Below are 20,286 nucleotides of genomic sequence, written 5' to 3' on the forward strand. Positions count from 1 at the left end.
GCTCGACCCGCAGCACGACGTCGCGGGAGGCGACCCGCAGGCCCGCCGCCAGCGCCACCGCCGCCGCATGGCCCTCGACCCTGCCGCGCAGCACCGCGACCACCGGGACGGACGCATCGGCCACCGCGACCACCGACGCGTCGGACCAGACGGTCGAGCCGTCGACCACGAGCAGGAGCGCCCGCAGGCCCGGCGTGGTCAGCGCGGCGCGGACCTGCTCGTGCGGGGGCACGGAGCCGAGCGCCCCCGAGCTCGGGTCGAGCGCGACGACGCCGTCGGTGGCCGGGGGAGCGCCGTCGGGAGCGGGAGGGGTCACGAGGTCCTTCGTGCCGGTTGGAACTGAGAAGGGGGCATGAGAGATACTAGGCGTCTGAGGAGACCGGACGGCGGTCACCGAATGGAAGGGGAACCCATGGCGGCCATGAAGCCTCGCACCGGTGACGGACCGATGGAGGTCACCAAGGAGGGGCGCTGCATCGTCATGCGCGTCCCGCTCGAGGGCGGAGGACGTCTGGTGGTCGAGCTCAACAACGAGGAGGCGGCCACCCTCGGCGACGCCCTCAAGGCTGTCTGAGCTTGTACGGTCTCACGATGCGCTGGTCCCTGGCCGGCGCCCCGTCAGGGACCCTCGAGCGTCTGCGCGAGTACGTCGAGGACGTCAGCTTCGCGAAGTTCGCGGGTCTGGAAGGGCTGCGCTTCAAGTCGTGGCGCGCCCGTGAGGACGAGTGGTTCGAGGGGACCTACGTGTTCGTCGACGCGCGGTCGCGCGAGGCGTTCCAGCAGGCCATGGAGGACGGCCGCGCCGACCTCCCCGGCACCACCATCATCGGGCGCGAGCCCGAGCTGATCGAGGCGTGCGAGATCGTCGCGGTCGTGCGGGGACCGGCGGGCTTCCGGTCCTCGGCCTCGTTCGAGCGCTGATCCCAGCTGTCCTGCAGGCACTGGACCCGCGCCCGGCCCGACGGCCGGGGGCGGGTCAGCCCACGCGGCGCGCGGCCAGCAGGCCGTCGCCGACGGGCAGCAGCGTGGGCACCAGGCGCTCGTCGGTCGCCGCCTGCGTGAGCAGATCGCGGATCGCGACCGTCTCGGCGTCACGACGCTCCGGGTCGGCCACGCGGTCGTGCCAGAGCGCGTTGTCGAACACGACGACGCCACCGGGGCGCACGAGGCGCAGGGCCTGCTCCAGGTACTCGCCGTACTCGACCTTGTCGCCGTCGACGAACACGAGGTCGTAGCCGTCGTCGGTGAGCCGGGGCATGACGTCGAGCGCCGAACCCGCGATGAGGCGGAAGCGCTGCGGTGCGAAGCCGGCTGCGGAGAACACCTGACGGGCGTGCCGCTGGTGCTCGGCCTCGAGGTCGACCGACGTGAGGACGCCGTCGGGCGCCATGCCGCGCAGCAGCCACAGGCCCGAGACACCGGTGCCGGTGCCGACCTCGGCGACCGCGCGGGCGTCGAGCACGGAGGCCAGGAAGCGCAGGGTGGCGCCGCCGGCCGGACCGATCGGGGTCACGCCGACCTCGTCCGCGCGTCGACGCGCCTCGGCGAGGTGGTCGTCCTCGTCCTGGTAGCCCTCGACGTACTGCAGGCTCGCTTCGCTGGTGATGATGGCTCCTCGGCTGACCGGGCCGGACGGGTACCGGCTCGGTCAGAAGCATAGTGAGCGCAGGCCCTCCCGTGCCGCTGCACCGCCGGGCGGCATCCGTGTCGCGCCCCCTGGGGGACCGGGGATGATCGAGAGGGAACCGTCAGCGTCCTCTGGGCGTTCTCTCAGGAGACGACGCGACGATCGACGACATGAAGGACGACGACGTGAGCATGCAGGCCGCGACCCTGGAGACGGGTGCCGACCTGTCCTGGGACCGCATCGTGGAGGAGCACTCCCCGCGGGTGTACCGCCTCGCCTACCGGCTCACCGGCAACCGTCAGGACGCCGAGGACCTCACGCAGGACGTCTTCGTGCGTGTGTTCCGCTCGCTCGACCGCTACGAGCCGGGCAACTTCAACGGCTGGATCCACCGGATCACGACCAACCTGTTCCTCGACCGCGTGCGCCGCTCGAGCAAGCTGCGCATGGACGGCTTCACCGACGGCGCCGAGGACCGCCTCGAGGGCCGCGAGCAGCTGCCCGAGGCGTTCGTGCACGACGCCGGCTTCGACCCCGACATCGAGGCCGCCCTGTCCTCGCTCACCGAGGAGTTCCGCGTCGCGGTCGTGCTGTGCGACGTCGAGGGCCTGTCGTACGAGGAGATCGCCGACGTCCTCGGCGTCAAGATCGGCACCGTCCGGTCCCGGATCCACCGTGGGCGTACCCAGCTGCGCCAGGCGCTGGCTCACCGCGCGCCGACCGCCGGCCGTACCCGTGTCTTCGGAGCCCTGGGAGCCTGATGGCCCACCTGGACGCCGACGTCGCCGCCTTCGTGGACGGGCAGCTCTCGCCCGACGCCACGGAGGCGGCCTCGCGTCACGTCCAGGACTGCGCGCGCTGCCGCGAGGCCGTCGCGCAGCAGCGGCACCTGAAGATGCGCATGCAGGCGACGTCCGACGTCCGGCCGCCGGCGTCGCTGCTGGCCTCGCTCTCGGAGCTGCCCCGCACCCCGGCGCCCCAGCCCCCGCCGCTCTGGACGCGGGTGCTCCACTCGGCCGTCTGGGGCGCGAGCGGCGTCGTGGTCGGCGCCTCGCTCGCCGTCATGCTGATGGCCTACGTGGCCGGCGCGCCCGGCCGTGGTCTCGGCGACGCGGTGGTGCCGCCGGTCGATGCGTACGCCGCCGACTTCCGGACGGCCGTGGGCGGCGGTGACGTCGTCCGCCCCGCGAGCAGCGGGCAGGACGTCATGACCACCGCCCGCATGGCCGACCTGACGGCCAACGGGTGGCCCTGCCACGGCACGCTCGGCCACGACCTCGAACGGGTCGAGGGGCGCCTGCAGGCCGAGGGCGCCGTCAGCCTCACCTACACCGACGGCACAGGACGCCTGGAGCTGCACGAGCAGACCGGCGCGCTCGACACCGACCGGCTGCACGGCTTCGCGCAGCAGCAGCTCGGCGACCACGAGGTGTGGGTGCGGGACCAGCCAGGGATGCGGACCGTCGTGTGGGACGCCGAGGGCGTCGTCTACACGGTCGTGACCGACGTGGACGATGCCCGGCTCGTGCCCGCCCTCGGCGACCTCCCGGCCGCCGCGCCGCGGCCCGGTCTGCGCGAGCGCGTCGGACACGGGCTCGATCGGCTCACCGGCTGGCTGACCGTCTGAGCCCGGCCGGGACCACCAGGTCCCGCGCCGTCCCCGCAGGGAGCGGGCGCCGGCTCAGGTGGCCTCGTCGTCGTGGGGCGGGACCTCGCCGGGACGCAGGATGCGGTCCTGACGCACGGGCGCGGGCTCGTCGGGCTGGTCGAGGACGTGCCGGCGGACGACCTCGCGCGGGTCGAGGTCGCGCAGGTTCAGATCGGAGAAGTCCTGACCCATCTCGCGCCCGAGGTCGTTCTTGGCGTTGTCGGCCATCTGGCGGACGGTGCGGACGAACTGCCCGGCCTGCTTGGCCATGCCGGGCAGCTTGTCGGGCCCGAACAGCAGCAGACCGACCACGAGGATCAGACCGATCTCCGGCCAGCCCATCCCGAGCACGTCGGGTGCCTCAGAGTCGACCGACGGGGGCGAGACCCAGCTGCATGCCGGCCAGGCCTCGGGAGCGTCCGGTGAGCGTGTCCGCCACCTGCTGCAGGACCTTCGCCGACTCGCTGCCCGGGTGGGTGGCCACGATCGGACGGCCGTCGTCGCCGCCGACCCGCAGCTGCTCCTCCAGGGGCACCTTGCCGAGCACCGGCACGTCGTGCCCGAGCCGCTCGCCCAGCGTCTTCGCGACCGCGTCGGCGCCGCCGCTGCCGAACACCTCGAGGCGCTCGCCGCCGGGGGTGATGAGGTAGGACATGTTCTCGACGATGCCCACGACGCGCTGGTGCATCATCGAGGCCATCGTGCCGGCACGCTCGGCCACCTGCGCGGCGGCCTGCTGCGGCGTGGTGACGACGACGACCTCGGCGTTGGCGAGGTGCTGGCCCAGGCTGATGGCCATGTCGCCCGTGCCGGGCGGCAGGTCGAGCAGCAGCGCGTCGAGGTCGCCCCAGAACACGTCGCTGAGCATCTGCACGAGCGCACGGTCGAGCATCGGGCCGCGCCAGGCGACGACCTGGTCGCGCTTGGGCTTCAGCATGCCGATGCTCATGACCTTGACGTCCGGCGCCGCGGGGGAGTCGGGGACCTCGACCGGCACCGGCAGGATCATGTCGTCGACCTGGGTGGGCCGACGGTCGCCGACGCCCATCATGTCGGGGATCGAATGGCCGTAGATGTCGGCGTCGACGATGCCGACCTTCAGGCCGCTGCGGGCCATGGCGACGGCCAGGTTGACTGTGACCGACGACTTGCCGACACCGCCCTTGCCGGACGCGATGGCGTACACCTTGGTCAGCGAGCCGGGCTGGGCGAAGGGGATCTCGCGCTCGGTCTGGCCTCCCCGGAGCATCTCGCGCATGCTCTTGCGCTGCTCGTCGGTCATGACGCCGAGGTCGACGTGGACCGTGTGCGTGGGGGCGATCTTCTCGACGGCGGCCGTGGTGTCACGCGTCAGCGTGTCCTTCAGCGGGCAGCCGGAGACGGTGAGCAGGAGCCGGACCGTGATCGACGTGTCGTCGATCGTGACGGTGTCGACCATGCCGAGCTCAGTGACGGGACGCTTGATCTCGGGGTCGACCACGCTGGCGAGAGCCTCGCGGACCTGCTCCTCGGTGGGGACGGAAGCCATGACTCCCATCGTACGGGCGACCCCCGCGGCGGTGTGCCGCAGGCGAGCCTCAGTGACCGCGCGGGCCGGAGCGGCCCCGCCCGCGACCGTCCGGGCCGGCCTCGGAGCCGGTGTCGTCGCCGTCGTCGGGCTGCTCCTGCAGCGACTCGAGCAGGTCGCGCAGCTCCGAGCGCAGGAAGTCGCGTGTGGCGACCTCGCCGAGGCCGAGCCGCAGGCTCGCGACCTCGCGGGCGAGGAACTCCATGTCGGCGTGCGACTGGGCGTCGGCACGACGGTCCTGCTCCTGCTGCACGCGGTCGCGCGCCTCCTGGCGGTTCTGCGCGAGCAGGATCAGGGGCGCCGCGTAGGAGGCCTGCAGCGACAGCATGAGCGTGAGGAAGATGAACGGGTACTCGTCCCAGCGCGGCCGCTCGGGGCCGTAGGGCACGTTCCACACGACCCAGACGAGGATGAGCATCGTCATCCAGATGAGGAAGCGTGCCGTGCCCATGTAGCGGGCGAACGACTCGGCGAAGCGGCCGAAGCGGTCGGTGTCGCCCGAGCGCGGCCGCAGCGAGCGTCGCCGTCCGCGCTCGCGGGGCTGGTCGAGGCGGTCGCGGTCGCGGCGGGCCTGCTCGCGGTCGCGACGCGCCTGCTCGCGGTCGTGCCGCCCGCCGTCGCGGGAGCGCTCAGCCACGCAGACCCACCCCCTGCGCCGCGTCGCTCGCGGCGCGGTCGCTGTCGCGCTCGCGCCAGCCCTCGGGCAGCAGGTGGTCGAGGACGTCGTCGATGGTGACGACGCCGAGCAGGTGGCTCGTCTCGTCGACCACAGGGAGCGCGAGCATGTCGTAGGACGCGAGCAGGTTCGCGACGTGCTCGAGGCTGGCGTCGGGCCGGGGCCAGTCGATGTCGTTGTCGGCGAGCCCCCCGACGAGGGTCGACGGCGGCTCGCGGAGCAGGGCCTGGAAGTGCACGATGCCGAGGAAGCGGCCGGTCGGCGTCTCCAGCGGCGGCCGGCACACGTAGACCATCGACGCGAGCGCCGGTCCCAGCTCGGGCTCGCGCAGCCGGGCCAGCGCCTCGGCGATCGTCGCGTCCGGCGGGAGGATGACCGGCTCGGTCGTCATCATGCCGCCGGCCGTGCGGTCCTCGTAGGTCAGCAGGCGCCGCACGTCCTCGGCGTCCTCGGGCTTCATGAGCGCGAGCAGCTGCTCCGACGTGGCAGGGGGCAGCTCGCCGAGCAGGTCGGCGGCGTCGTCGGGGTCCATCTCCTCGAGGACGTCGGCCGCCCGTTCGGGGTCGAGGACGCCGAGCACCTCCACCTGGACGCTGTCGGGCAGCTCCTCCAGGACGTCGGCGAGCCGCTCGTCGACGAGCTCGCCGACGATCTCGGCGCGTCGCTTCGTCGGCAGGTCGAGCAGCGCGTTCGCGAGGTCGGCCGGGCGCATCTCGTCCATCGTGGCGAGCAGGTGGGTGGCGCCCTGGCCGGGCTCCTGGCCGACGAGACCGGTGACCTCGTCCCACTGGACCACGTGGGTCGCGCCGCGACGTCCGAACCGCTTGCCCGACTCCTGGACGGCCACCGAGCCGAGGTACCAGTCGCGGCGGGTGTCCTGCTCCATCGCCAGGTCGTAGACGGTGCCGGTGCGGGCGTCGGGCAGGGTGACGGTGCGGTCGAGCAGCTCGTGGATCGCCAGCGTCTCGGTGCTCCGCTTCTCGAAGCGGCGCATGTTGAGCACGCCGGTCGTGATGACCTGGCCGGAGTCGAGCGACGTCACGCGGCCGATCGGCAGGAACACCCGGCGCCGCCCGAGCACCTCGACGACGAGGCCCACGACGCGCGGTCGGCGCGGGCCGCGCAGCGCCACCACGACGTCGCGCAGCTTGCCGACCTGGTCGCCCGCGGGGTCGAAGACGTCCTGCCCGACGATGCGCGACAGGAAGATGCGTCCGGGGCTCGAGGTCACGTGCCCAGGGTAGAGGCTCGACGTCGCCCGGCACGTCGCCGACCTGTCGCCGGCGGGACGTCGCGACCGGCGCCCGACGCGCGGACCGGCGCGTCCTCTCGTACGCTTCGAGACGCACGTCACAGGCGGTCCGGCCGTCCGATCCGACGAGGGGGAACCATGTCCACGAGCGTCCTGGCCCGGGAGCGCACCGTCGCCGGCCCCGGCTTCAACCGCTGGCTCATCCCGCCGGCCGCGCTGGCGGTGCACCTGTGCATCGGGCAGGTCTACGCGACCAGCGTCTACAAGGCCTCGCTGGTCGAGCACTTCGACACCAGCCTGACCGCCGTCGGCGTCGTGTTCTCGATCGCCATCGTCATGCTGGGCGTCTCGGCCGCCGTGTTCGGCACCTGGGTCGACACCGGCGGGCCGCGCCGCGCCATGGTCGCGGCCGCCACCTGCTGGGCGACCGGCTTCCTCGTGGGAGCGCTCGGCATCGCGACGAGCCAGCTGTGGCTGCTGTACCTCGGCTACGGCGTGATCGGCGGCATCGGCCTGGGCATCGGCTACATCTCGCCGGTCTCGACCCTCATCAAGTGGTTCCCGGACCGCCCCGGCCTCGCGACCGGCATGGCCATCATGGGCTTCGGTGGTGGCGCGATGATCGCGAGCCCGCTCTCGAGCACGCTGCTCGGCTGGTACGACTCGTCCTACGACACCGCCACCGGCCTGGCCTCCGGCTCGGCGGTGGCGAAGCTGTTCGTGACGCTCGGACTCGTGTACCTGGTCGTCATGCTGTTCGGTGCATGGCTCGTGCGGGTGCCGGCGGACGGGTGGGCGCCGCGTGGGTTCGACCCGTCGACCGCGAAGAAGAAGGCGCTCGTCACGACGGAGAGCGTCTCGGCCAACAACGCCGTCCGCACGCCGCAGTTCTGGCTGCTCTGGGTGGTGCTGTTCTGCAACGTGACCGCCGGCATCGGCATCCTGGAGCAGGCCGCGCCGATGATCCAGGACTTCTTCCGCGACGGCCAGGACTCGACGGTGGCCGCAGCCGCCGCGGCCGGCTTCGTGGGCTTCCTGTCGCTGTGCAACATGGCGGGCCGGTTCGTGTGGTCGTCGACGTCCGACGTCGTGGGCCGCAAGAACATCTACGTCCTCTACCTCGGCGTGGGCATCGTGCTCTACGCGACGCTCGCGCTCGGCGGCTCGGGCTCGACCGTGCTGTTCGTCGTCCTCGCCGGGTTCATCCTCAGCTTCTACGGCGGCGGCTTCGCGACCATCCCGGCGTACCTGCGCGACCTGTTCGGCACCTTCCAGGTCGGCGCGATCCACGGCCGGCTGCTGACCGCCTGGTCCGCGGCGGGCGTGGCGGGACCGCTGATCGTCAACGGCTTCCTCGACGCCAGGGGCGAGCCCGGCGCCCTGACGGCGGCCGACTACCGTCCGGCGCTGCTCACGATGGTCGGCGTGCTGGCCGTCGGCTTCGTCGCCAACCTGCTGGTGCGGCCGGTGGCGTCGCGCTTCCACGAGCCCCACAGCACGGAGCCGACGGCCGAGCACCCGCCGGCCTCCGTGCAGGGCGAGGACACGACGGCCGAGGGCGTCACGCCGCTCGCGGTGGTGGCGTGGCTCGTCGTCGGCATCCCGCTCGTCTACGGCGTCTACGAGACCGTCGTGAAGGCCTCGGCCCTGTTCTGAGCGCCGCAGCGCCCGACCCGGGCGCGTCGGTCAGGCGACGACGCGCTCGGGACGGGTGTAGACGTTGAAGCTGCTGCCGCGCGAGAAGCCGACCACGGTCACACCGAGCCGGTCGGCCAGGTCGACCGCGAGCGACGACGGCGCGCTCACCGCGGCGAGCACCGGGATGCCGGCCATGGCCGCCTTCTGGACCAGCTCGAACGACGCCCGTCCCGACACCTGCAGCACCGTGCCGGTGAGCGGGAGGCGGTCCTCGCGCAGCGCCTGGCCGACGACCTTGTCGACGGCGTTGTGCCGGCCCACGTCCTCGCGGACCACCAGCGGCGTGCCGTCGGTGCCGAACAGTCCCGCCGCGTGCAGCCCGCCCGTGCGCTCGAAGACCGCCTGCTGCTCGCGCAGCCGGTCGGGCAGCGCGGCCAGGACGGCGGCGTCGACCCGCACGTCGTCTGCGGACACGTCGAACGCCGACGTCGTCGCCACGGCGTCGATCGACGCGAGGCCGCACACGCCGCACGAGCTCGACGTGTAGACGTGCCGCTCGCGGCTGGCCGCGACGTGCGCTCCGGGACCGCTGACGCCGACGTCGATGACGTTGTAGGTGTTCTCGTCCTGCTCCGGTGCGCAGTACCGCATGGCGTGCAGCTGGTCGGTGCGCGCCACGACGCCCTCGGAGACGAGGAAGCCGGCCACCAGGTCGAAGTCGTGGCCGGGGGTGCGCATGGTCACCGCGAACGACGCGCCGGCCACGCGGATCTCGAGCGGCTCCTCGGCGGCGAGCGAGTCGTGCCGCGGCGTCACGCCCACGCCGACCTCGACGTGCTGGATCCGGCGTCGCTGGACGGGCTTGGTCATGAGGGCGACCCGCTGCTGTCGTCCTGGTCGCCGCCGCGGACCTCGGCGAGGAGCTGGGCCTGCGCGACGGCGCGACGGACGGCGTCGTCCCCACCGCCCGCCAGCCCCGCCGCGTAGCCGGCCAGGAACGTGGTGAGCGGGGCCGCGGGGCGCACGACCGCGTGCGCGGCGACGGCGGCCAGGTCGAGGACCCGCTCCACGTCGGTGCCCGGGTCGTCGACGCCCAGCTCGGCGCACAGCTCGCGCCACCAGGCCAGCATCGTCTCGTCGCGGTCGCTCATCAATGGTCCTCCTGCAGGGCGTCGAGGTCGGCGGGGGAGTCGAGGTCGTGCGTGGCGCCGTCGGGGGAGGGGACCAGCGTGACGTCGAGGTGGTCGAAGAGGCGTCGCAGCGACGCGTCGACGAGGTCGGGCAGCCCGCGCACCACGTCGGCGGCCTCCGCGGAGAGCAGTGCCGAGGTCCAGTGGGCCCGGCCCGTGCCGTCGGCCACGACGAGCGCCCCGCCTGGGCGTGGGGCGTCCAGCAGGGCGTCGACGAGCTCGGCCGCCCGGGGCAGGTCGGCGGCGAGCACCACGACGGGCGCGCCCGGCGCGAGTGCCCGCAGCCCGGCCTGGACGCCGGCCGCGGGTCCCGAGCCGGCGGGCTCCTCCCGCGTCCACCCGACCGGGCGCGACGTCGGGCGCGGCGGCCCGACGACGACGACCTCGGTGTCGTCGGGCAGCGCCGCGAGCGCGTGGTCGAGCAGGGGCCTGCCGCCGACGACGAGCTGGGTCTTGTCCTGGCCGTCCCAGCGCTGGCTGGTGCCACCGGCCAGGACCACGGCCTGGAGGGAGCGACTCGGGGTGGAGGCGGTCACGACAGGTGCAGGGGCTCCGGCTGCGGGCGCGACCGGTGCTCGCCGTCCGCGCCGACCGGGTGCTGCGACCCGTCCGCGCCCTCGCCCACGCCGCCGACGGCGGTCGGGACGAGCCGGACGACGACCGACTTCGACGTCGGCGTGTTGCTGTGCTCGGCGACGGAGTCCAGCGGCACCAGCGGGTTCGTCTCCGGGTAGTAGGCCGCCGCCGTGCCGCGCGGGGTCTCGTAGGAGACGATCCGGAACCCGGGGGCGACCCGGTCGACGTCGTCGTCCGTCCAGTGGGTGACGAGGTCGACCACGTCACCGTCGCGCCAGCCGAGCGCCTCGATGTCGTCGGGGTGGACGAGGACGACGCGTCGGCCGTTCTCGATGCCGCGGTAGCGGTCGCTCATCCCGTAGATGGTGGTGTTGAACTGGTCGTGGCTGCGCAGCGTCTGCAGGAGCAGGTGCCCCTCCGGCACGTGCAGCACCTCGACCGGCGAGACCGCGATCCGACCCTTGCCCGTGGAGGTGTGGAAGGAGCGGGAGTCGCGCGGTGGGTGCGGGAGCACGAAGCCGCCGGGTCGGTCGACCTTGCGCTCGTAGTCCTCGCAGCCGGGCACGACGCGGGAGATGTGGCCGCGGATGATGCTGTAGTCCTCCGCCATCGCGTCCCAGTCGATGCCGTGGCGGTCGGTGCCGTCGGCCTGGCGCAGCGTCGCCCGGGCGATGCCGCAGACGATGGCCGTCTCCGAGCGCAGGTGCGGGCTGGCCGGCTCGAGCGGTCCGCGCGAGGCGTGCACCGACGACATCGAGTCCTCGACCGAGACGAACTGCGGACCGGTGGCCCGCTCGTCGACCTCGGTGCGTCCCAGGGTCGGCAGGATGAGCGCGGTGTCGCCCGTGACCAGGTGCGAGCGGTTCACCTTGGTCGACACGTGCAGCGTGAGGTCGGCGCTGCGCAGCGCGTCGGCGGCGACGTCGGTGTCGGAGACGGCGTGCACGAAGTTGCCGCCGAGACCCATGAACACCTTGGCCTTCCCGTCGCGCAGGGCGCGGACGGCGTCGACGACGTCGAGCCCGTGCTCGCGCGGCGGGTCGAAGCCGAACTCGGCCTGGAGCGCGTCGAGGAAGGTGTCGGGCGACTTCTCCCAGATGCCCATCGTGCGGTCGCCCTGCACGTTGGAGTGGCCGCGCACCGGGCACAGGCCGGCGCCGCGCTTGCCGATGTCGCCACGCACGAGCGCGAGGTTCGTGACCTCCTTGATGGTGGCCACGGAGTTGCGGTGCTGCGTCAGGCCCATCGCCCAGCAGTAGATGGTCGCGCCGGAGGCCTCGATCATCCGTGCCGCGCGCTCGATCAGCTCGCGGGAGAGGCCGGTGGCGGCCAGCACGACGTCCCAGTCGAGGGCGCGCACGTGCTCGACCCACGCGTCGTAGCCGTCGGTGTACTGCTCGACGAACTCCCGGTCGATCGCGCCCCACTGCTCGAGCAGGTGGCCGAACGCCTGGAACAGGGCGAGGTCGCCGTTGATGCGCACGGGCAGGTGCAGGTCGGCGATGTCGGTGCCGCGACCCACGACGCCCCTCGGCTTCTGCGGGTTGCGGAAGTTGACCAGTCCGGCCTCGCGCAGCGGGTTGATCGCGAGGATCTTGGCGCCGCGACGCTTCGCGATCTCCAGCGCCGAGAGCATGCGCGGGTGGTTCGTGCCGGGGTTCTGCCCGGCGATGACGATCAGCTCGGCGTCGTAGAGGTCGCGCAGGCTCACGCTGCCCTTGCCGATGCCGATCGACTCCGCGAGCGCGACGCTCGTCGACTCGTGGCACATGTTCGAGCAGTCGGGCAGGTTGTTCGTGCCGAACGCGCGGACGAACAGCTGGTAGGTGAACGCCGACTCGTTCGACGCGCGCCCGGACGTGTAGAAGACGGCCTCGTCGGGGGACGCGAGACCGTTGAGGTGCTCGGCGACGAGGGCGAACGCGTCGTCCCACTCGATGGGCTCGTAGTGCGTGCCGCCGGGTCGCTTGACCATCGGGTGCGTGATGCGGCCGAGCTGGCCCAGCCAGTACTCGTCGTGGGAGTCGAGCTCGGCGATCGAGTAGCGGGCGAACACCTCGGGCGTCGCCCGGTCCGTGGTGGCCTCCTCGGCGACGGCCTTCGCGCCGTTCTCGCAGAACTCGGCCGTGTGCCGGGCCTCGGGGTCGGGGTCGGGCCAGGCGCACGACGTGCAGTCGAACCCGTCGGCCTGGTTGAGCTTGAGCAGGGTCTGGGCGGTGCGCTTCGGACCCATGTGGGACAGCGCGCGCTCCATCGACACCTTGACCGCCGTGACGCCCGCCGCCGCGTCCTTGGGGGAGTGGATCTCCAGCTCGCTGTCGTCCTGCGCGCCGAACCCCTCGACGACCGGTGCGGTGCCCGGCCCTGCCGTCCCGTTGCTCACGATGCTGCCTCCCGGTGCGTGCCTGCGGTCACGTTCGACCGTACCCGCTGGACCGCAGGGGCGCCCGTCGCACGAGGGCTCGGACGCGGCGACGTCGGGGCCGTCGCGGTGGGCTCAGACCGCCGCGACGCCCGTGCGTCGACCGCGGCGGGCGGTTGCGCCCGTGGTGGTGGCGGCGGTCGTGCTGGTGGCGGTGCCGCGCGAGCCGTCGGCGGCGGAGTCCTGGTCGGCCAGGCCCGTCACGAAGTCGCCGATCTCCTCGATCGCCGCCCGCGCCTCCGGCACCCACGAGGCCGCGGCCTGGAAGACGTGGACCTGGCGGTCCCACACCTGCAGGTCCACGGGCACCCCGGCCTGGACCAGGCGTGCGGCCATGTGCTCGGCGTCGGCGAGCAGGATCTCGCGGGACCCGATCTGGATCAGCGCCGGCGGCATGTCCTCCAGCGGCATGTCGACGGGGCAGACCCGCTGGCCGTTGATGCCGCGGCGGGTGTCCATGCGCAGCGCGACGTCGGTGAACTTCTCGAGCGCCCGCAGCGGGAAGGTCTGGCAGCGGTCGGCGTTGCGGTGCTGGCGCTTGCGCGCGACGTCGACGTCGAGCAGCGGCGAGATGGCCACGACGCCCGCCGGGCGGCCGAGCCCCTGGTCGAGCACGGCGCGCGCGACGCTGAACGCGAGGTAGCCGCCGGCGGAGTCGCCGGCGATCGTCACGTCCTCGGGCCGGTAGCCCTGCTCGAGCAGCCAGCGGAAGCCGTCGACGCCGTCGGCGACCGACTCGGCGATCGGCTCGTACGGCATCTGCCGGTAGCCGACGTTGAGCACGGGCTGGCCGGAGGCGTGCGAGATGCGCGAGACGAGCCGACGATGGGTGTTCAGCCCGCAGGTCAGGAAGGCCCCGCCGTGGAAGTAGAGGATGACGCGCGGGTTGCCGCCGTGGATGTCGCGCACGTCCTTGGCCGAGAGCAGCTCGCTGCCGCAGCGCGCGAGGTCGACGGTCCGCCAGCTGGTGCCCTCGTGGACGGGCAGCAGCCGGGCGGCGTGCTCCAGCAGGTTCGGCGGGAACAGGTCGAACGGCAGCCGCGTCCAGAGGTCGAGGACGGGACGCACGGTGTGCCGCAGTCCGAGGCCGAGAGCCCGCGACTGCAGGCTGGCGCCCTCGAAGTACCGGGCGTCGGCGGCGACCGCCAGGTGCCCGGCACCGTGCGTACGAGCCGTGCTGCGCTCCCTCGTGCTGACCATCGGACTCTCCCCTCGTCATGCGACGTTCACGAATATGTCACACCCGGTGACCTACGCCACACGAAATCGTTACGTTAGCGCCACCGCCCCGTCTGCCGCAGGAGATTGATCGCATGCCCTTCATGCCCCCCACGGACTCCATGTTCCTGTTGGCGGAGTCCCGAGAGCACCCCATGCACGTGGGTGGGCTGCAGCTGTTCCGGCCGCCGGAGGGCGCCGGGCCGGAGTTCGTGCGCGAGCTCGTGGAGGGGTTCCGATCGGTGCAGGAGGTCTCGCCGACCTTCCGCAAGCGGCCGGCGGAGCCGGTCGGGCTGGCCGGACAGACGTGGTGGGCCCAGGACGGTGCGATCGACCTGGACTACCACGTGCGGCACTCGGCGGTGCCGCCGCCGGGACGCATCCGCGAGCTCCTGCAGCTGACGTCGCGCTGGCACGGGTCGCTGCTGGACCGGCACCGACCGCTCTGGGAGGCGCACGTCGTCGAGGGCCTCCAGGACGGCCGGTTCGCCGTGTACAGCAAGATCCACCACTCGATGGTCGACGGCGTCTCGGCCTTGCGGCTGCTGCAGCGCAGCCTCAGCGACGACCCGGACGCCCGCGACTGCGTGCCCCCGTGGGCGCTGGCCCCGCGCCGGCGTCCGTCGTCGGAGGTCGCCCGGCGCTTCCCGGACCCGCTCGGCCTGCTGCGGGGCGGACTCTCGGTCGCGGAGGACGTCGCCGGTCTCCTGCCCGCGTCGATGAAGATCGTCAACCAGATCGTCCGCGAGGGCGACGTCACCCTTCCGCGGGCGCCGCGCACGATCCTCAACGGACCGGTGGGCGGGGCGCGTCGCTTCGCCGCGCAGTCGTGGGAGATCGAACGGATCCGCCGGGTCGCGAAGTCGTCGGCGACGACCCTCAACGACGTCGTGCTCGCGATGGTCTCCGGTGCGCTGCGCGAGTACCTGCTCGAGCAGAACGCCCTGCCGGACGAGCCGATGACCGCGATGGTCCCGGTCTCCCTCGCGCTGCGCGCCGAGTCGGCGGGCCAGGCGGGCGACGGCGGCAACTCCGTGGGCGTCATCGTGGTCAACCTCGCGACCGACGTCGAGAACGGTGCCACCCGCCTGGAGGAGATCGCCTACTCCTCGCGACGCGCGAAGAAGATCCTCGGCGGGCTGACCCCGATCCAGATCCTCGCCTTCTCGGCGCTGCAGATGGCGCCGCTCGCGCTCACGCCCGTCCCGGGCTTCGTGCGCATGACGCACCCGCCGTTCAACGTGGTCATCTCCAACGTGCCCGGTCCGAAGCAGCCGATGTACTTCAACGGCGCCCAGCTCGACGGGCTCTACCCGGTCTCGATCGTGCTCGACGGACAGGCCGTGAACGTCACGCTCTGCAGCCGCGACAAGTACCTCGACTTCGGCATCATCGGCTGCCGCACGAGCGTGCCGCACCTGCAGCGGCTGCTCACGCACCTGGAGACGTCGCTGGCCGAGCTGGAGACCGCCTGGGGATGAGTCGGCGACGCCGTCGGCCGCGCCGTGGCCGTGCCGCGTGGGCCTAGACTCGCGGCCATGTCCCGCGGGTCCCTCATGCCGCTGTCCGTCGGCGTCACGCTGCTGCTCGCCTGGTCGACGCTGGTCGGCGCCGGAGCGGCCGCGCCGAGCGAGGACCGGCCCGCCCAGGGCGGCGGCGCGGTCGTCCTTGTGCTGGACGGCTCGGGGTCGATGAAGGAGCCCGGCGGGGCCGGGGCGACGCGGATGACGGAGGCCAAGGCCGGGCTCCGCGCCGTGGTCGAGGACCTTCCGGACGACGCGCAGGTCGGTCTGCGCGTCTACGGGTCGACCATCAGCGAAGGCCCCGGCTCGTGCGAGGACACCGAGCTCCTCGCCCCGGTGGCGCGAACCGATCGGGGCGCGCTGCGGGCCGGCGTCGACCGGCTGCGTCCGCTCGGCAACACCCCCATCGCCTACTCGCTGCGCCAGGCGTACGGCGACCTGCCCACCGAGGGACCCCGCAGCATCGTGCTCGTGTCCGACGGGGAGGAGAACTGCGGTGGCGACCCGTGCGAGGTGGCCGCCGACCTGCGCAAGAAGGGCGCCGACTTCTACGTCGACGTCGTCGGGCTGCAGGTCGACCCGGCCTCGCGCGCCCAGCTCACCTGCATCGCTTCGGCGGGCGGTGGCACCTACTACGACGTGCAGGACGTGAGCCGGTTGCAGGACACCCTGACCCGGACGTCGGTGCGCGCCGCCCGCGGCTACGCACCCGCCGGTCGCCCGGTGGAGGGCGGCACGACGCGAAAGGACGCCCCCGCGGTGACCGACGGCCAGTGGCTCGACACGGTGGGCGACTCCGGCCCCGAGCACTACCGCCTGCCCGACCCGGGCCGCGGGACGTTCCACGTCGCGGCCGCGACCCTGCCAACGCGGGGGTTCACCGGGGTCTCCTCGGTCGAGGTCGGGGTCGTGTCCGCGGACGGCACGCCGTGCGGGTCGCCGGCGCGGGAGACCGCCCAGGGTGCGAGCAACGGGGGCGCGCCGATCGCCGCGGCCCTCACGCTGTCCGCCACCGACCGGGAGGACTGCGGCGGAGGTCCGTACGTCGCCACGGTGACCTCGAACAACGAGGAGGTCCAGGGCCTGGAGCTGCTCGTGCGGACCGAGCCCGAGGTCGAGGACGCCTCCGCCCTGCCTGCGGCCTTCGGACGGGCGAGCGGCTTCTCCGACGAGGTCCAGGCCGGACGTGCCGCCGCGGACGCCGTGCCCGTGGTGGGCGGCCCGAACTTCTCGTCGGCACCCCCGACGCCGCCCGGCACCTACGAGGACACCGTGCTGCCCGGCGAGACCCTGTTCTACCGCCTGCCCGACGTGGGCTGGGGCCGTTCCGCCGTCTGCGACGCGACCCTCGGCACCTCTGACCGCGCGGCCCGCGCCTTCGGGCGCGCGGTCGGCGTGACCGCCCAGGTGCGCGTGTACGGGGCGATGAAGACCCTGGCCGACGACTCCTCCGCGCGCACGGCCCGCGCCCAGTGGCGGGGCGACCGGGCCCTCGACCTGCACGCGGCGTCGCCGCCCGTGGTGCTGCGCAACCGTGAGTCGAGCTCGGACACGGTGCGCGCGTTCCAGCTCGCCGGCGACGCCTGGTGCTCGGTGACGGTGCTGCCCACCTCCGCCGCGACCGCGGAGGAGGTCGGGGAGGTGCCGCTGACCCTGACCACGTCGGTCGCGGGGGAGGAGGCGGGGGTGCCGGCCTACGTGGAGCCCGAGCCGCGGGCGGAGGCCGCCACCGACGACGCCGGGCCCGCGTCGTGGCTCCTCGCCGTCGCGGGACTCGTCGTGGTCGCCCTCGTCGGCGGATCAGTCGTGATGCTGCGTCGGCGGCGGGCCCCGTGACCTGGCTGCTCGTCGTCGTCGGGCTGCTGGGGGTCAGCGCGTCGGGGCCGCTCATGGCGGCCACCGCGGCGCCGGCCCTCGTCATCGCCCTCTGGCGCAACGCCGCCGCGACCGCGGTGCTCACGCCGTTCGCGGTGCGGAGCCGTACCGCGCTCACGGGCCTGCGCTGGGCCGACCTGCGGGGCACCGTGTTCGCGGGGGTCATGCTGGCGGTGCACTTCGCCGCCTGGGTCGGGGCGCTGAAGCTCACGACCGTGGCCGCGGCGACCGCGCTCACCTGCACCCAGCTGGTCTGGGTGGTGCTCGTCGACCGACTGCGCGGCGTGCGTCCCGGACGTGCGGTGCTGATCGGCTGCGTCGTCGCGTCGGTCGGCGTCCTGGTCGTGTCCGGTGTCGACCTGACGGTCTCGCGCCGGGCGCTGCTCGGCGACCTGCTCGCGGTGGTCGGCGGGCTCGGCGCCGCGCTGTACCTGGTGGCGGGGGAGTCGGCGCGACGTCGGCTCAGCACGACCCACTACACGACGTTCTGCTACGGCACGTGCGCCGCGGTGCTCGCGGTCGGCTGCCTCGCGACCGGTGCCTCCTTCGTCGGCTACGACGCGCACGTGTGGCTGCTGCTGGCCGCGGTGACGGTGTGCGCGCAGCTGCTCGGCCACTCGCTGTTCAACCACCTGCTGGCCGTCATGAGCCCGACCGTCATCTCGCTCGTCCTGCTGCTCGAGGTGCCCGGCGCGGCCCTGCTGGCCGCGGTCTTCCTCGGCCAGGCGCCGCCCGCCGGCGTGTACGTCGGGCTGCTGCTGGTGCTGGTGGGCCTCGCCGTGGTCGTCCGGGCCCGACGGGCGCCGACCGAGCCGGTCGAGCCCGTGGCCTGACGGCGCGACACCCGTCGGGTGGACGGGCCCGTCGGCGTCCTGTGCGACGGCTCACGGGGAGTCCTGCGGTGCTGGACGTTACTCGCGGGTATCGTCGGCGTGTCACCCACGAGACGGAGGAACAACGCATGGGACGCCTCGCCAGCACCGAGAACCTCACCGAGGAGCAGACCGCGATCCTCGAGACGATCCGCGACTTCGTGGACGAGAAGATCATCCCGGTCGCCCAGCAGCTCGAGCACGACGACGAGTACCCGACCGAGATCATCGAGGGGCTCAAGGAGCTCGGCGTCTTCGGCCTGACGATCCCTGAGGAGTTCGGCGGTCTCGGCGAGTCGCTGCTGACCTACGCGCTGGTCGTCGAGGAGATCGCTCGCGGCTGGATGAGCGTCTCCGGCGTCATCAACACGCACTTCATCGTCGCCTACCTGCTGCAGCAGCACGGCACCGAGGAGCAGAAGCAGAAGTACCTCCCGAAGATGGCAGTCGGCGAGGTCCGCGGCGCGTTCTCGATGTCCGAGCCGGGCCTCGGCTCCGACGTCTCGGCCGTCTCGACGAAGGCGACGAAGAAGGACGACGGCTCCTACTCGATCACCGGCCAGAAGATGTGGCTGACCAACGGCGGCACCTCCACGCTCGTGGCGGTGCTCTGCAAGACCGACGAGGGTGCCGACTCCGTCTACAAGAACATGACGACCTTCCTCGTGGAGAAGGAGCCGGGCTTCGGCGAGACCGCCCAGGGCGTCACCGTCCCCGGCAAGATCGCCAAGATGGGCTACAAGGGCGTCGAGACGACCGAGCTCATCCTCGAGGACCACCAGATCTCCGCTGACCAGATCCTCGGCGGCGAGCCGGGCAAGGGCTTCTTCCAGATGATGGACGGCGTCGAGGTCGGCCGCGTCAACGTCGCGGCCCGCGCCTGCGGCCTCGCGATCCGCGGCTTCGAGCTCGCGATCGCCTACGCGCAGCAGCGCAAGACCTTCGGCAAGCAGATCGCCGACCACCAGGCCGTGCTGTTCCGCCTCGCCGAGATGGCCACGAAGGTCGAGACCATCCACGCGATGATGGTCCGTTCCGCGAGGCTGAAGGACACCGGCAAGCGCATGGACGTCGAGGCCGGCATGGCCAAGATGCTCGCGAGCGAGTACGCCAACGAGGTCGTCGAGGACTCCTTCCGGATCCACGGTGGCTACGGCTACTCCAAGGAGTACGAGATCGAGCGCCTCATGCGTGAGGTCAAGTTCATGCTCATCGGCGAGGGCACGTCCGACATCCAGAAGATGATCATCGGGCGCGCGCTGCTCAAGGACTACAAGCTCTGACATGAGCGTGCGCGAGAACGTCACGTTCGCGTCGCAGGGCACCACCGTCGCCGCCTGGCTCTATCGGCCGGACGGCGACGGGGGAGCGGCTCGACCTGTGATCGTCATGGCGCACGGCCTGGGCGGCGTCCGGGAGATGCGGCTCGACGCGTTCGCCGAGCGGTTCGCCGACGCCGGGTACGTCTGCCTGGTCTTCGACTACCGCCACTTCGGGGCCAGCGACGGACAGCCGCGCCAGCTGCTGTCCGTGCGTCGTCAGCGGCAGGACTGGGCGGCCGCCGTCGCGTTCGCGCGCACGCTGCCCGGCGTCGACGCCTCCCGCACCGTGCTGTGGGGCTCGTCGTTCTCGGGCGGGCACGTCATCGCCGTGGCCGCCGACGACCCGTCGGTCGCGGCCGTCGTGTCGCAGTGCCCGTACACCGACGGGCTGGCCTCCAGCCTGGCCGTCGCCCCCCTCACGTCGCTGCGCGTGACGCTGCGGGCGCTCAGCGACCTCGTGGGCAGCTGGTTCGGGCGTCGCCCCCGCAGCATCCCGCTGGCCGGCGAGCCGGGCACGGTCGCGCTGATGACGGCCCCCGACGCCGTGCCCGGCTACCTGGCGCTGGTGGAGGAGGGCTCGACCTTCCGCAACGAGGTCGCCGCCCGCGTGGCGCTCGACATCGCGCTCGGCCGGCCCGGGGCGAAGGCGCGGCGGCTGCGCTGCCCGGCGCTCTTCGTCGTGTGCGAGCGCGACACGGTGGCGCCGGCGAGGGCGACGCTCAAGCACGTCGCCAAGGCGCCGCAGGGCGAGGTGGTGCGCCGCGACACCGGACACTTCGACATCTACGTGGGCGAGGAGTTCGAGACGACGGTCCGCGACGAGCTCGCGTTCCTGCAGCGGCACGTCCCGGCGACCTGAGCGGACCGCGGCGCGATGATG

The 20,286-nt window shown here is 72.9% G+C and carries 21 protein-coding genes; 10 read left to right on the forward strand and 11 right to left on the reverse strand.

Translation table 11 applies throughout. The features are described from left to right. Positions 1 to 316 (reverse strand): hypothetical protein (locus A6Q81_RS08175; protein ID WP_286690138.1); only part of this gene is annotated, 316 nt, incomplete at its 3' end. 96 nt (positions 317 to 412) lie between these two features. Here A6Q81_RS08175 and A6Q81_RS08180 point away from each other — a divergent pair. Both A6Q81_RS08180 and A6Q81_RS08185 read left to right on the forward strand, forming a co-directional pair. Further along, positions 413 to 574, forward strand: a complete 162-nt coding sequence (locus tag A6Q81_RS08180) for a DUF3117 domain-containing protein (RefSeq protein WP_019145023.1) — start codon at positions 413 to 415, stop codon at positions 572 to 574. Between the two features lie 17 nt (positions 575 to 591). Next, positions 592 to 921: a hypothetical protein gene (locus A6Q81_RS08185; RefSeq protein WP_236749831.1), complete on the forward strand. Its 330-nt coding sequence runs from the start codon at positions 592 to 594 to the stop codon at positions 919 to 921. A 55-nt stretch (positions 922 to 976) separates the two neighbouring features. Here A6Q81_RS08185 and A6Q81_RS08190 read toward each other — a convergent pair whose 3' ends face one another. Further along, on the reverse strand, positions 977 to 1,513 hold the full coding sequence (locus tag A6Q81_RS08190; RefSeq protein WP_317698812.1) for an O-methyltransferase: 537 nt from the start codon (positions 1,511 to 1,513) through the stop codon (positions 977 to 979). Positions 1,514 to 1,797: 284 nt separating this feature from the next. On the opposite strand from A6Q81_RS08190, the gene sigE reads away from it, so the two are divergent. Both sigE and A6Q81_RS08200 read left to right on the forward strand, forming a co-directional pair. After that, positions 1,798 to 2,388, forward strand: a complete 591-nt coding sequence (gene sigE / locus A6Q81_RS08195) for an RNA polymerase sigma factor SigE (RefSeq protein ID WP_067855790.1) — start codon at positions 1,798 to 1,800, stop codon at positions 2,386 to 2,388. Then, a complete protein-coding gene (locus tag A6Q81_RS08200) occupies positions 2,388 to 3,254 on the forward strand; it encodes an anti-sigma factor (RefSeq protein ID WP_067855794.1) in 867 nt (288 codons plus the stop codon). Before sigE ends, A6Q81_RS08200 begins: the two co-directional genes overlap by 1 nt. A 54-nt stretch (positions 3,255 to 3,308) precedes the next feature. Here A6Q81_RS08200 and A6Q81_RS08205 read toward each other — a convergent pair whose 3' ends face one another. From A6Q81_RS08205 to A6Q81_RS08220, 4 genes are read right to left on the reverse strand one after another with little or no spacing between them, the layout of a single operon-like run. After that, positions 3,309 to 3,617, reverse strand: a complete 309-nt coding sequence (locus tag A6Q81_RS08205; protein WP_286690152.1) for a sec-independent translocase — start codon at positions 3,615 to 3,617, stop codon at positions 3,309 to 3,311. Between the two features lie 19 nt (positions 3,618 to 3,636). Beyond that, positions 3,637 to 4,803: an Mrp/NBP35 family ATP-binding protein gene (locus A6Q81_RS08210; RefSeq protein ID WP_067855800.1), complete on the reverse strand. Its 1,167-nt coding sequence runs from the start codon at positions 4,801 to 4,803 to the stop codon at positions 3,637 to 3,639. A 49-nt stretch (positions 4,804 to 4,852) separates the two neighbouring features. Next, positions 4,853 to 5,479, reverse strand: a complete 627-nt coding sequence (locus tag A6Q81_RS08215; RefSeq protein WP_083516285.1) for a DUF1003 domain-containing protein — start codon at positions 5,477 to 5,479, stop codon at positions 4,853 to 4,855. Continuing rightward, positions 5,472 to 6,749, reverse strand: a complete 1,278-nt coding sequence (locus A6Q81_RS08220; protein ID WP_067855802.1) for a magnesium transporter MgtE N-terminal domain-containing protein — start codon at positions 6,747 to 6,749, stop codon at positions 5,472 to 5,474. The genes A6Q81_RS08215 and A6Q81_RS08220 overlap by 8 nt, the downstream gene beginning before the upstream one ends. A 159-nt stretch (positions 6,750 to 6,908) precedes the next feature. Here A6Q81_RS08220 and A6Q81_RS08225 point away from each other — a divergent pair, with 159 nt between their 5' ends. Beyond that, a complete protein-coding gene (locus A6Q81_RS08225) occupies positions 6,909 to 8,426 on the forward strand; it encodes an OFA family MFS transporter (protein WP_286690139.1) in 1,518 nt (505 codons plus the stop codon). A 30-nt stretch (positions 8,427 to 8,456) separates the two neighbouring features. On the opposite strand, the gene fdhD is transcribed toward A6Q81_RS08225, so the two are convergent. The 5 genes from fdhD to A6Q81_RS08250 form a co-directional block, all read right to left on the reverse strand. Beyond that, positions 8,457 to 9,278, reverse strand: a complete 822-nt coding sequence (gene fdhD / locus A6Q81_RS08230; protein WP_286690140.1) for a formate dehydrogenase accessory sulfurtransferase FdhD — start codon at positions 9,276 to 9,278, stop codon at positions 8,457 to 8,459. Further along, positions 9,275 to 9,559, reverse strand: a complete 285-nt coding sequence (locus tag A6Q81_RS08235) for a DUF6457 domain-containing protein (RefSeq protein ID WP_286690141.1) — start codon at positions 9,557 to 9,559, stop codon at positions 9,275 to 9,277. The genes fdhD and A6Q81_RS08235 overlap by 4 nt, the downstream gene beginning before the upstream one ends. After that, positions 9,559 to 10,134 (reverse strand): molybdenum cofactor guanylyltransferase, encoded by a 576-nt coding sequence (gene mobA, locus A6Q81_RS08240; protein WP_286690142.1) that lies wholly within the window; start codon positions 10,132 to 10,134, stop codon positions 9,559 to 9,561. The genes A6Q81_RS08235 and mobA overlap by 1 nt, the downstream gene beginning before the upstream one ends. After that, positions 10,131 to 12,557 carry an FdhF/YdeP family oxidoreductase gene (locus tag A6Q81_RS08245; protein ID WP_286690143.1) on the reverse strand — a complete coding sequence of 809 codons (2,427 nt, stop codon included), beginning with the start codon at positions 12,555 to 12,557 and terminating at the stop codon, positions 10,131 to 10,133. The genes mobA and A6Q81_RS08245 overlap by 4 nt, the downstream gene beginning before the upstream one ends. 114 nt (positions 12,558 to 12,671) lie before the next feature. Then, positions 12,672 to 13,796: an alpha/beta hydrolase gene (locus tag A6Q81_RS08250; RefSeq protein ID WP_067855816.1), complete on the reverse strand. Its 1,125-nt coding sequence runs from the start codon at positions 13,794 to 13,796 to the stop codon at positions 12,672 to 12,674. Positions 13,797 to 13,909: 113 nt separating this feature from the next. On the opposite strand from A6Q81_RS08250, the gene A6Q81_RS08255 reads away from it, so the two are divergent. From A6Q81_RS08255 to A6Q81_RS08275, 5 genes are all read left to right on the forward strand, one after another. Further along, entirely contained in the window at positions 13,910 to 15,295 is a 1,386-nt protein-coding gene (locus A6Q81_RS08255; protein ID WP_083516286.1) for a WS/DGAT/MGAT family O-acyltransferase, read from the forward strand. Between the two features lie 57 nt (positions 15,296 to 15,352). Further along, positions 15,353 to 17,173, forward strand: coding sequence for a vWA domain-containing protein (locus A6Q81_RS08260; RefSeq protein WP_286690144.1), 1,821 nt, complete (start codon positions 15,353 to 15,355; stop codon positions 17,171 to 17,173). Next, positions 17,170 to 18,045: a DMT family transporter gene (locus A6Q81_RS08265; protein WP_286690145.1), complete on the forward strand. Its 876-nt coding sequence runs from the start codon at positions 17,170 to 17,172 to the stop codon at positions 18,043 to 18,045. The genes A6Q81_RS08260 and A6Q81_RS08265 overlap by 4 nt, the downstream gene beginning before the upstream one ends. 128 nt (positions 18,046 to 18,173) lie before the next feature. Beyond that, positions 18,174 to 19,367: an acyl-CoA dehydrogenase family protein gene (locus A6Q81_RS08270; protein ID WP_067855822.1), complete on the forward strand. Its 1,194-nt coding sequence runs from the start codon at positions 18,174 to 18,176 to the stop codon at positions 19,365 to 19,367. 1 nt (position 19,368) lies between these two features. Continuing rightward, a complete protein-coding gene (locus A6Q81_RS08275; protein WP_286690146.1) occupies positions 19,369 to 20,265 on the forward strand; it encodes an alpha/beta hydrolase in 897 nt (298 codons plus the stop codon). Positions 20,266 to 20,286: the final 21 nt, after the last annotated feature.

It is taken from the genome of Aeromicrobium sp. REDSEA-S38_B2 (genome assembly GCF_001628525.1).
GTDB classification, from domain to species: domain Bacteria; phylum Actinomycetota; class Actinomycetes; order Propionibacteriales; family Nocardioidaceae; genus Aeromicrobium; species Aeromicrobium erythreum.

What these genes read in the sequence shown, in the direction of transcription:
- A6Q81_RS08270 (WP_067855822.1), top strand. Translation starts at nt 18,174, where the DNA reads ATGGGACGCCTCGCCAGCACCGAGAACCTCACCGAGGAGCAGACCGCG.
- A6Q81_RS08205 (WP_286690152.1), bottom strand. Translation starts at nt 3,617, where the DNA reads ATGGGCTGGCCGGAGATCGGTCTGATCCTCGTGGTCGGTCTGCTGCTG.
- A6Q81_RS08225 (WP_286690139.1), top strand. Translation starts at nt 6,909, where the DNA reads ATGTCCACGAGCGTCCTGGCCCGGGAGCGCACCGTCGCCGGCCCCGGC.
- A6Q81_RS08260 (WP_286690144.1), top strand. Translation starts at nt 15,353, where the DNA reads ATGTCCCGCGGGTCCCTCATGCCGCTGTCCGTCGGCGTCACGCTGCTG.
- A6Q81_RS08255 (WP_083516286.1), top strand. Translation starts at nt 13,910, where the DNA reads ATGCCCTTCATGCCCCCCACGGACTCCATGTTCCTGTTGGCGGAGTCC.
- A6Q81_RS08250 (WP_067855816.1), bottom strand. Translation starts at nt 13,796, where the DNA reads ATGGTCAGCACGAGGGAGCGCAGCACGGCTCGTACGCACGGTGCCGGG.
- A6Q81_RS08275 (WP_286690146.1), top strand. Translation starts at nt 19,369, where the DNA reads ATGAGCGTGCGCGAGAACGTCACGTTCGCGTCGCAGGGCACCACCGTC.
- A6Q81_RS08210 (WP_067855800.1), bottom strand. Translation starts at nt 4,803, where the DNA reads ATGGCTTCCGTCCCCACCGAGGAGCAGGTCCGCGAGGCTCTCGCCAGC.
- sigE (WP_067855790.1), top strand. Translation starts at nt 1,798, where the DNA reads ATGAAGGACGACGACGTGAGCATGCAGGCCGCGACCCTGGAGACGGGT.
- A6Q81_RS08185 (WP_236749831.1), top strand. Translation starts at nt 592, where the DNA reads ATGCGCTGGTCCCTGGCCGGCGCCCCGTCAGGGACCCTCGAGCGTCTG.
- A6Q81_RS08180 (WP_019145023.1), top strand. Translation starts at nt 413, where the DNA reads ATGGCGGCCATGAAGCCTCGCACCGGTGACGGACCGATGGAGGTCACC.
- A6Q81_RS08235 (WP_286690141.1), bottom strand. Translation starts at nt 9,559, where the DNA reads ATGAGCGACCGCGACGAGACGATGCTGGCCTGGTGGCGCGAGCTGTGC.
- fdhD (WP_286690140.1), bottom strand. Translation starts at nt 9,278, where the DNA reads ATGACCAAGCCCGTCCAGCGACGCCGGATCCAGCACGTCGAGGTCGGC.
- A6Q81_RS08200 (WP_067855794.1), top strand. Translation starts at nt 2,388, where the DNA reads ATGGCCCACCTGGACGCCGACGTCGCCGCCTTCGTGGACGGGCAGCTC.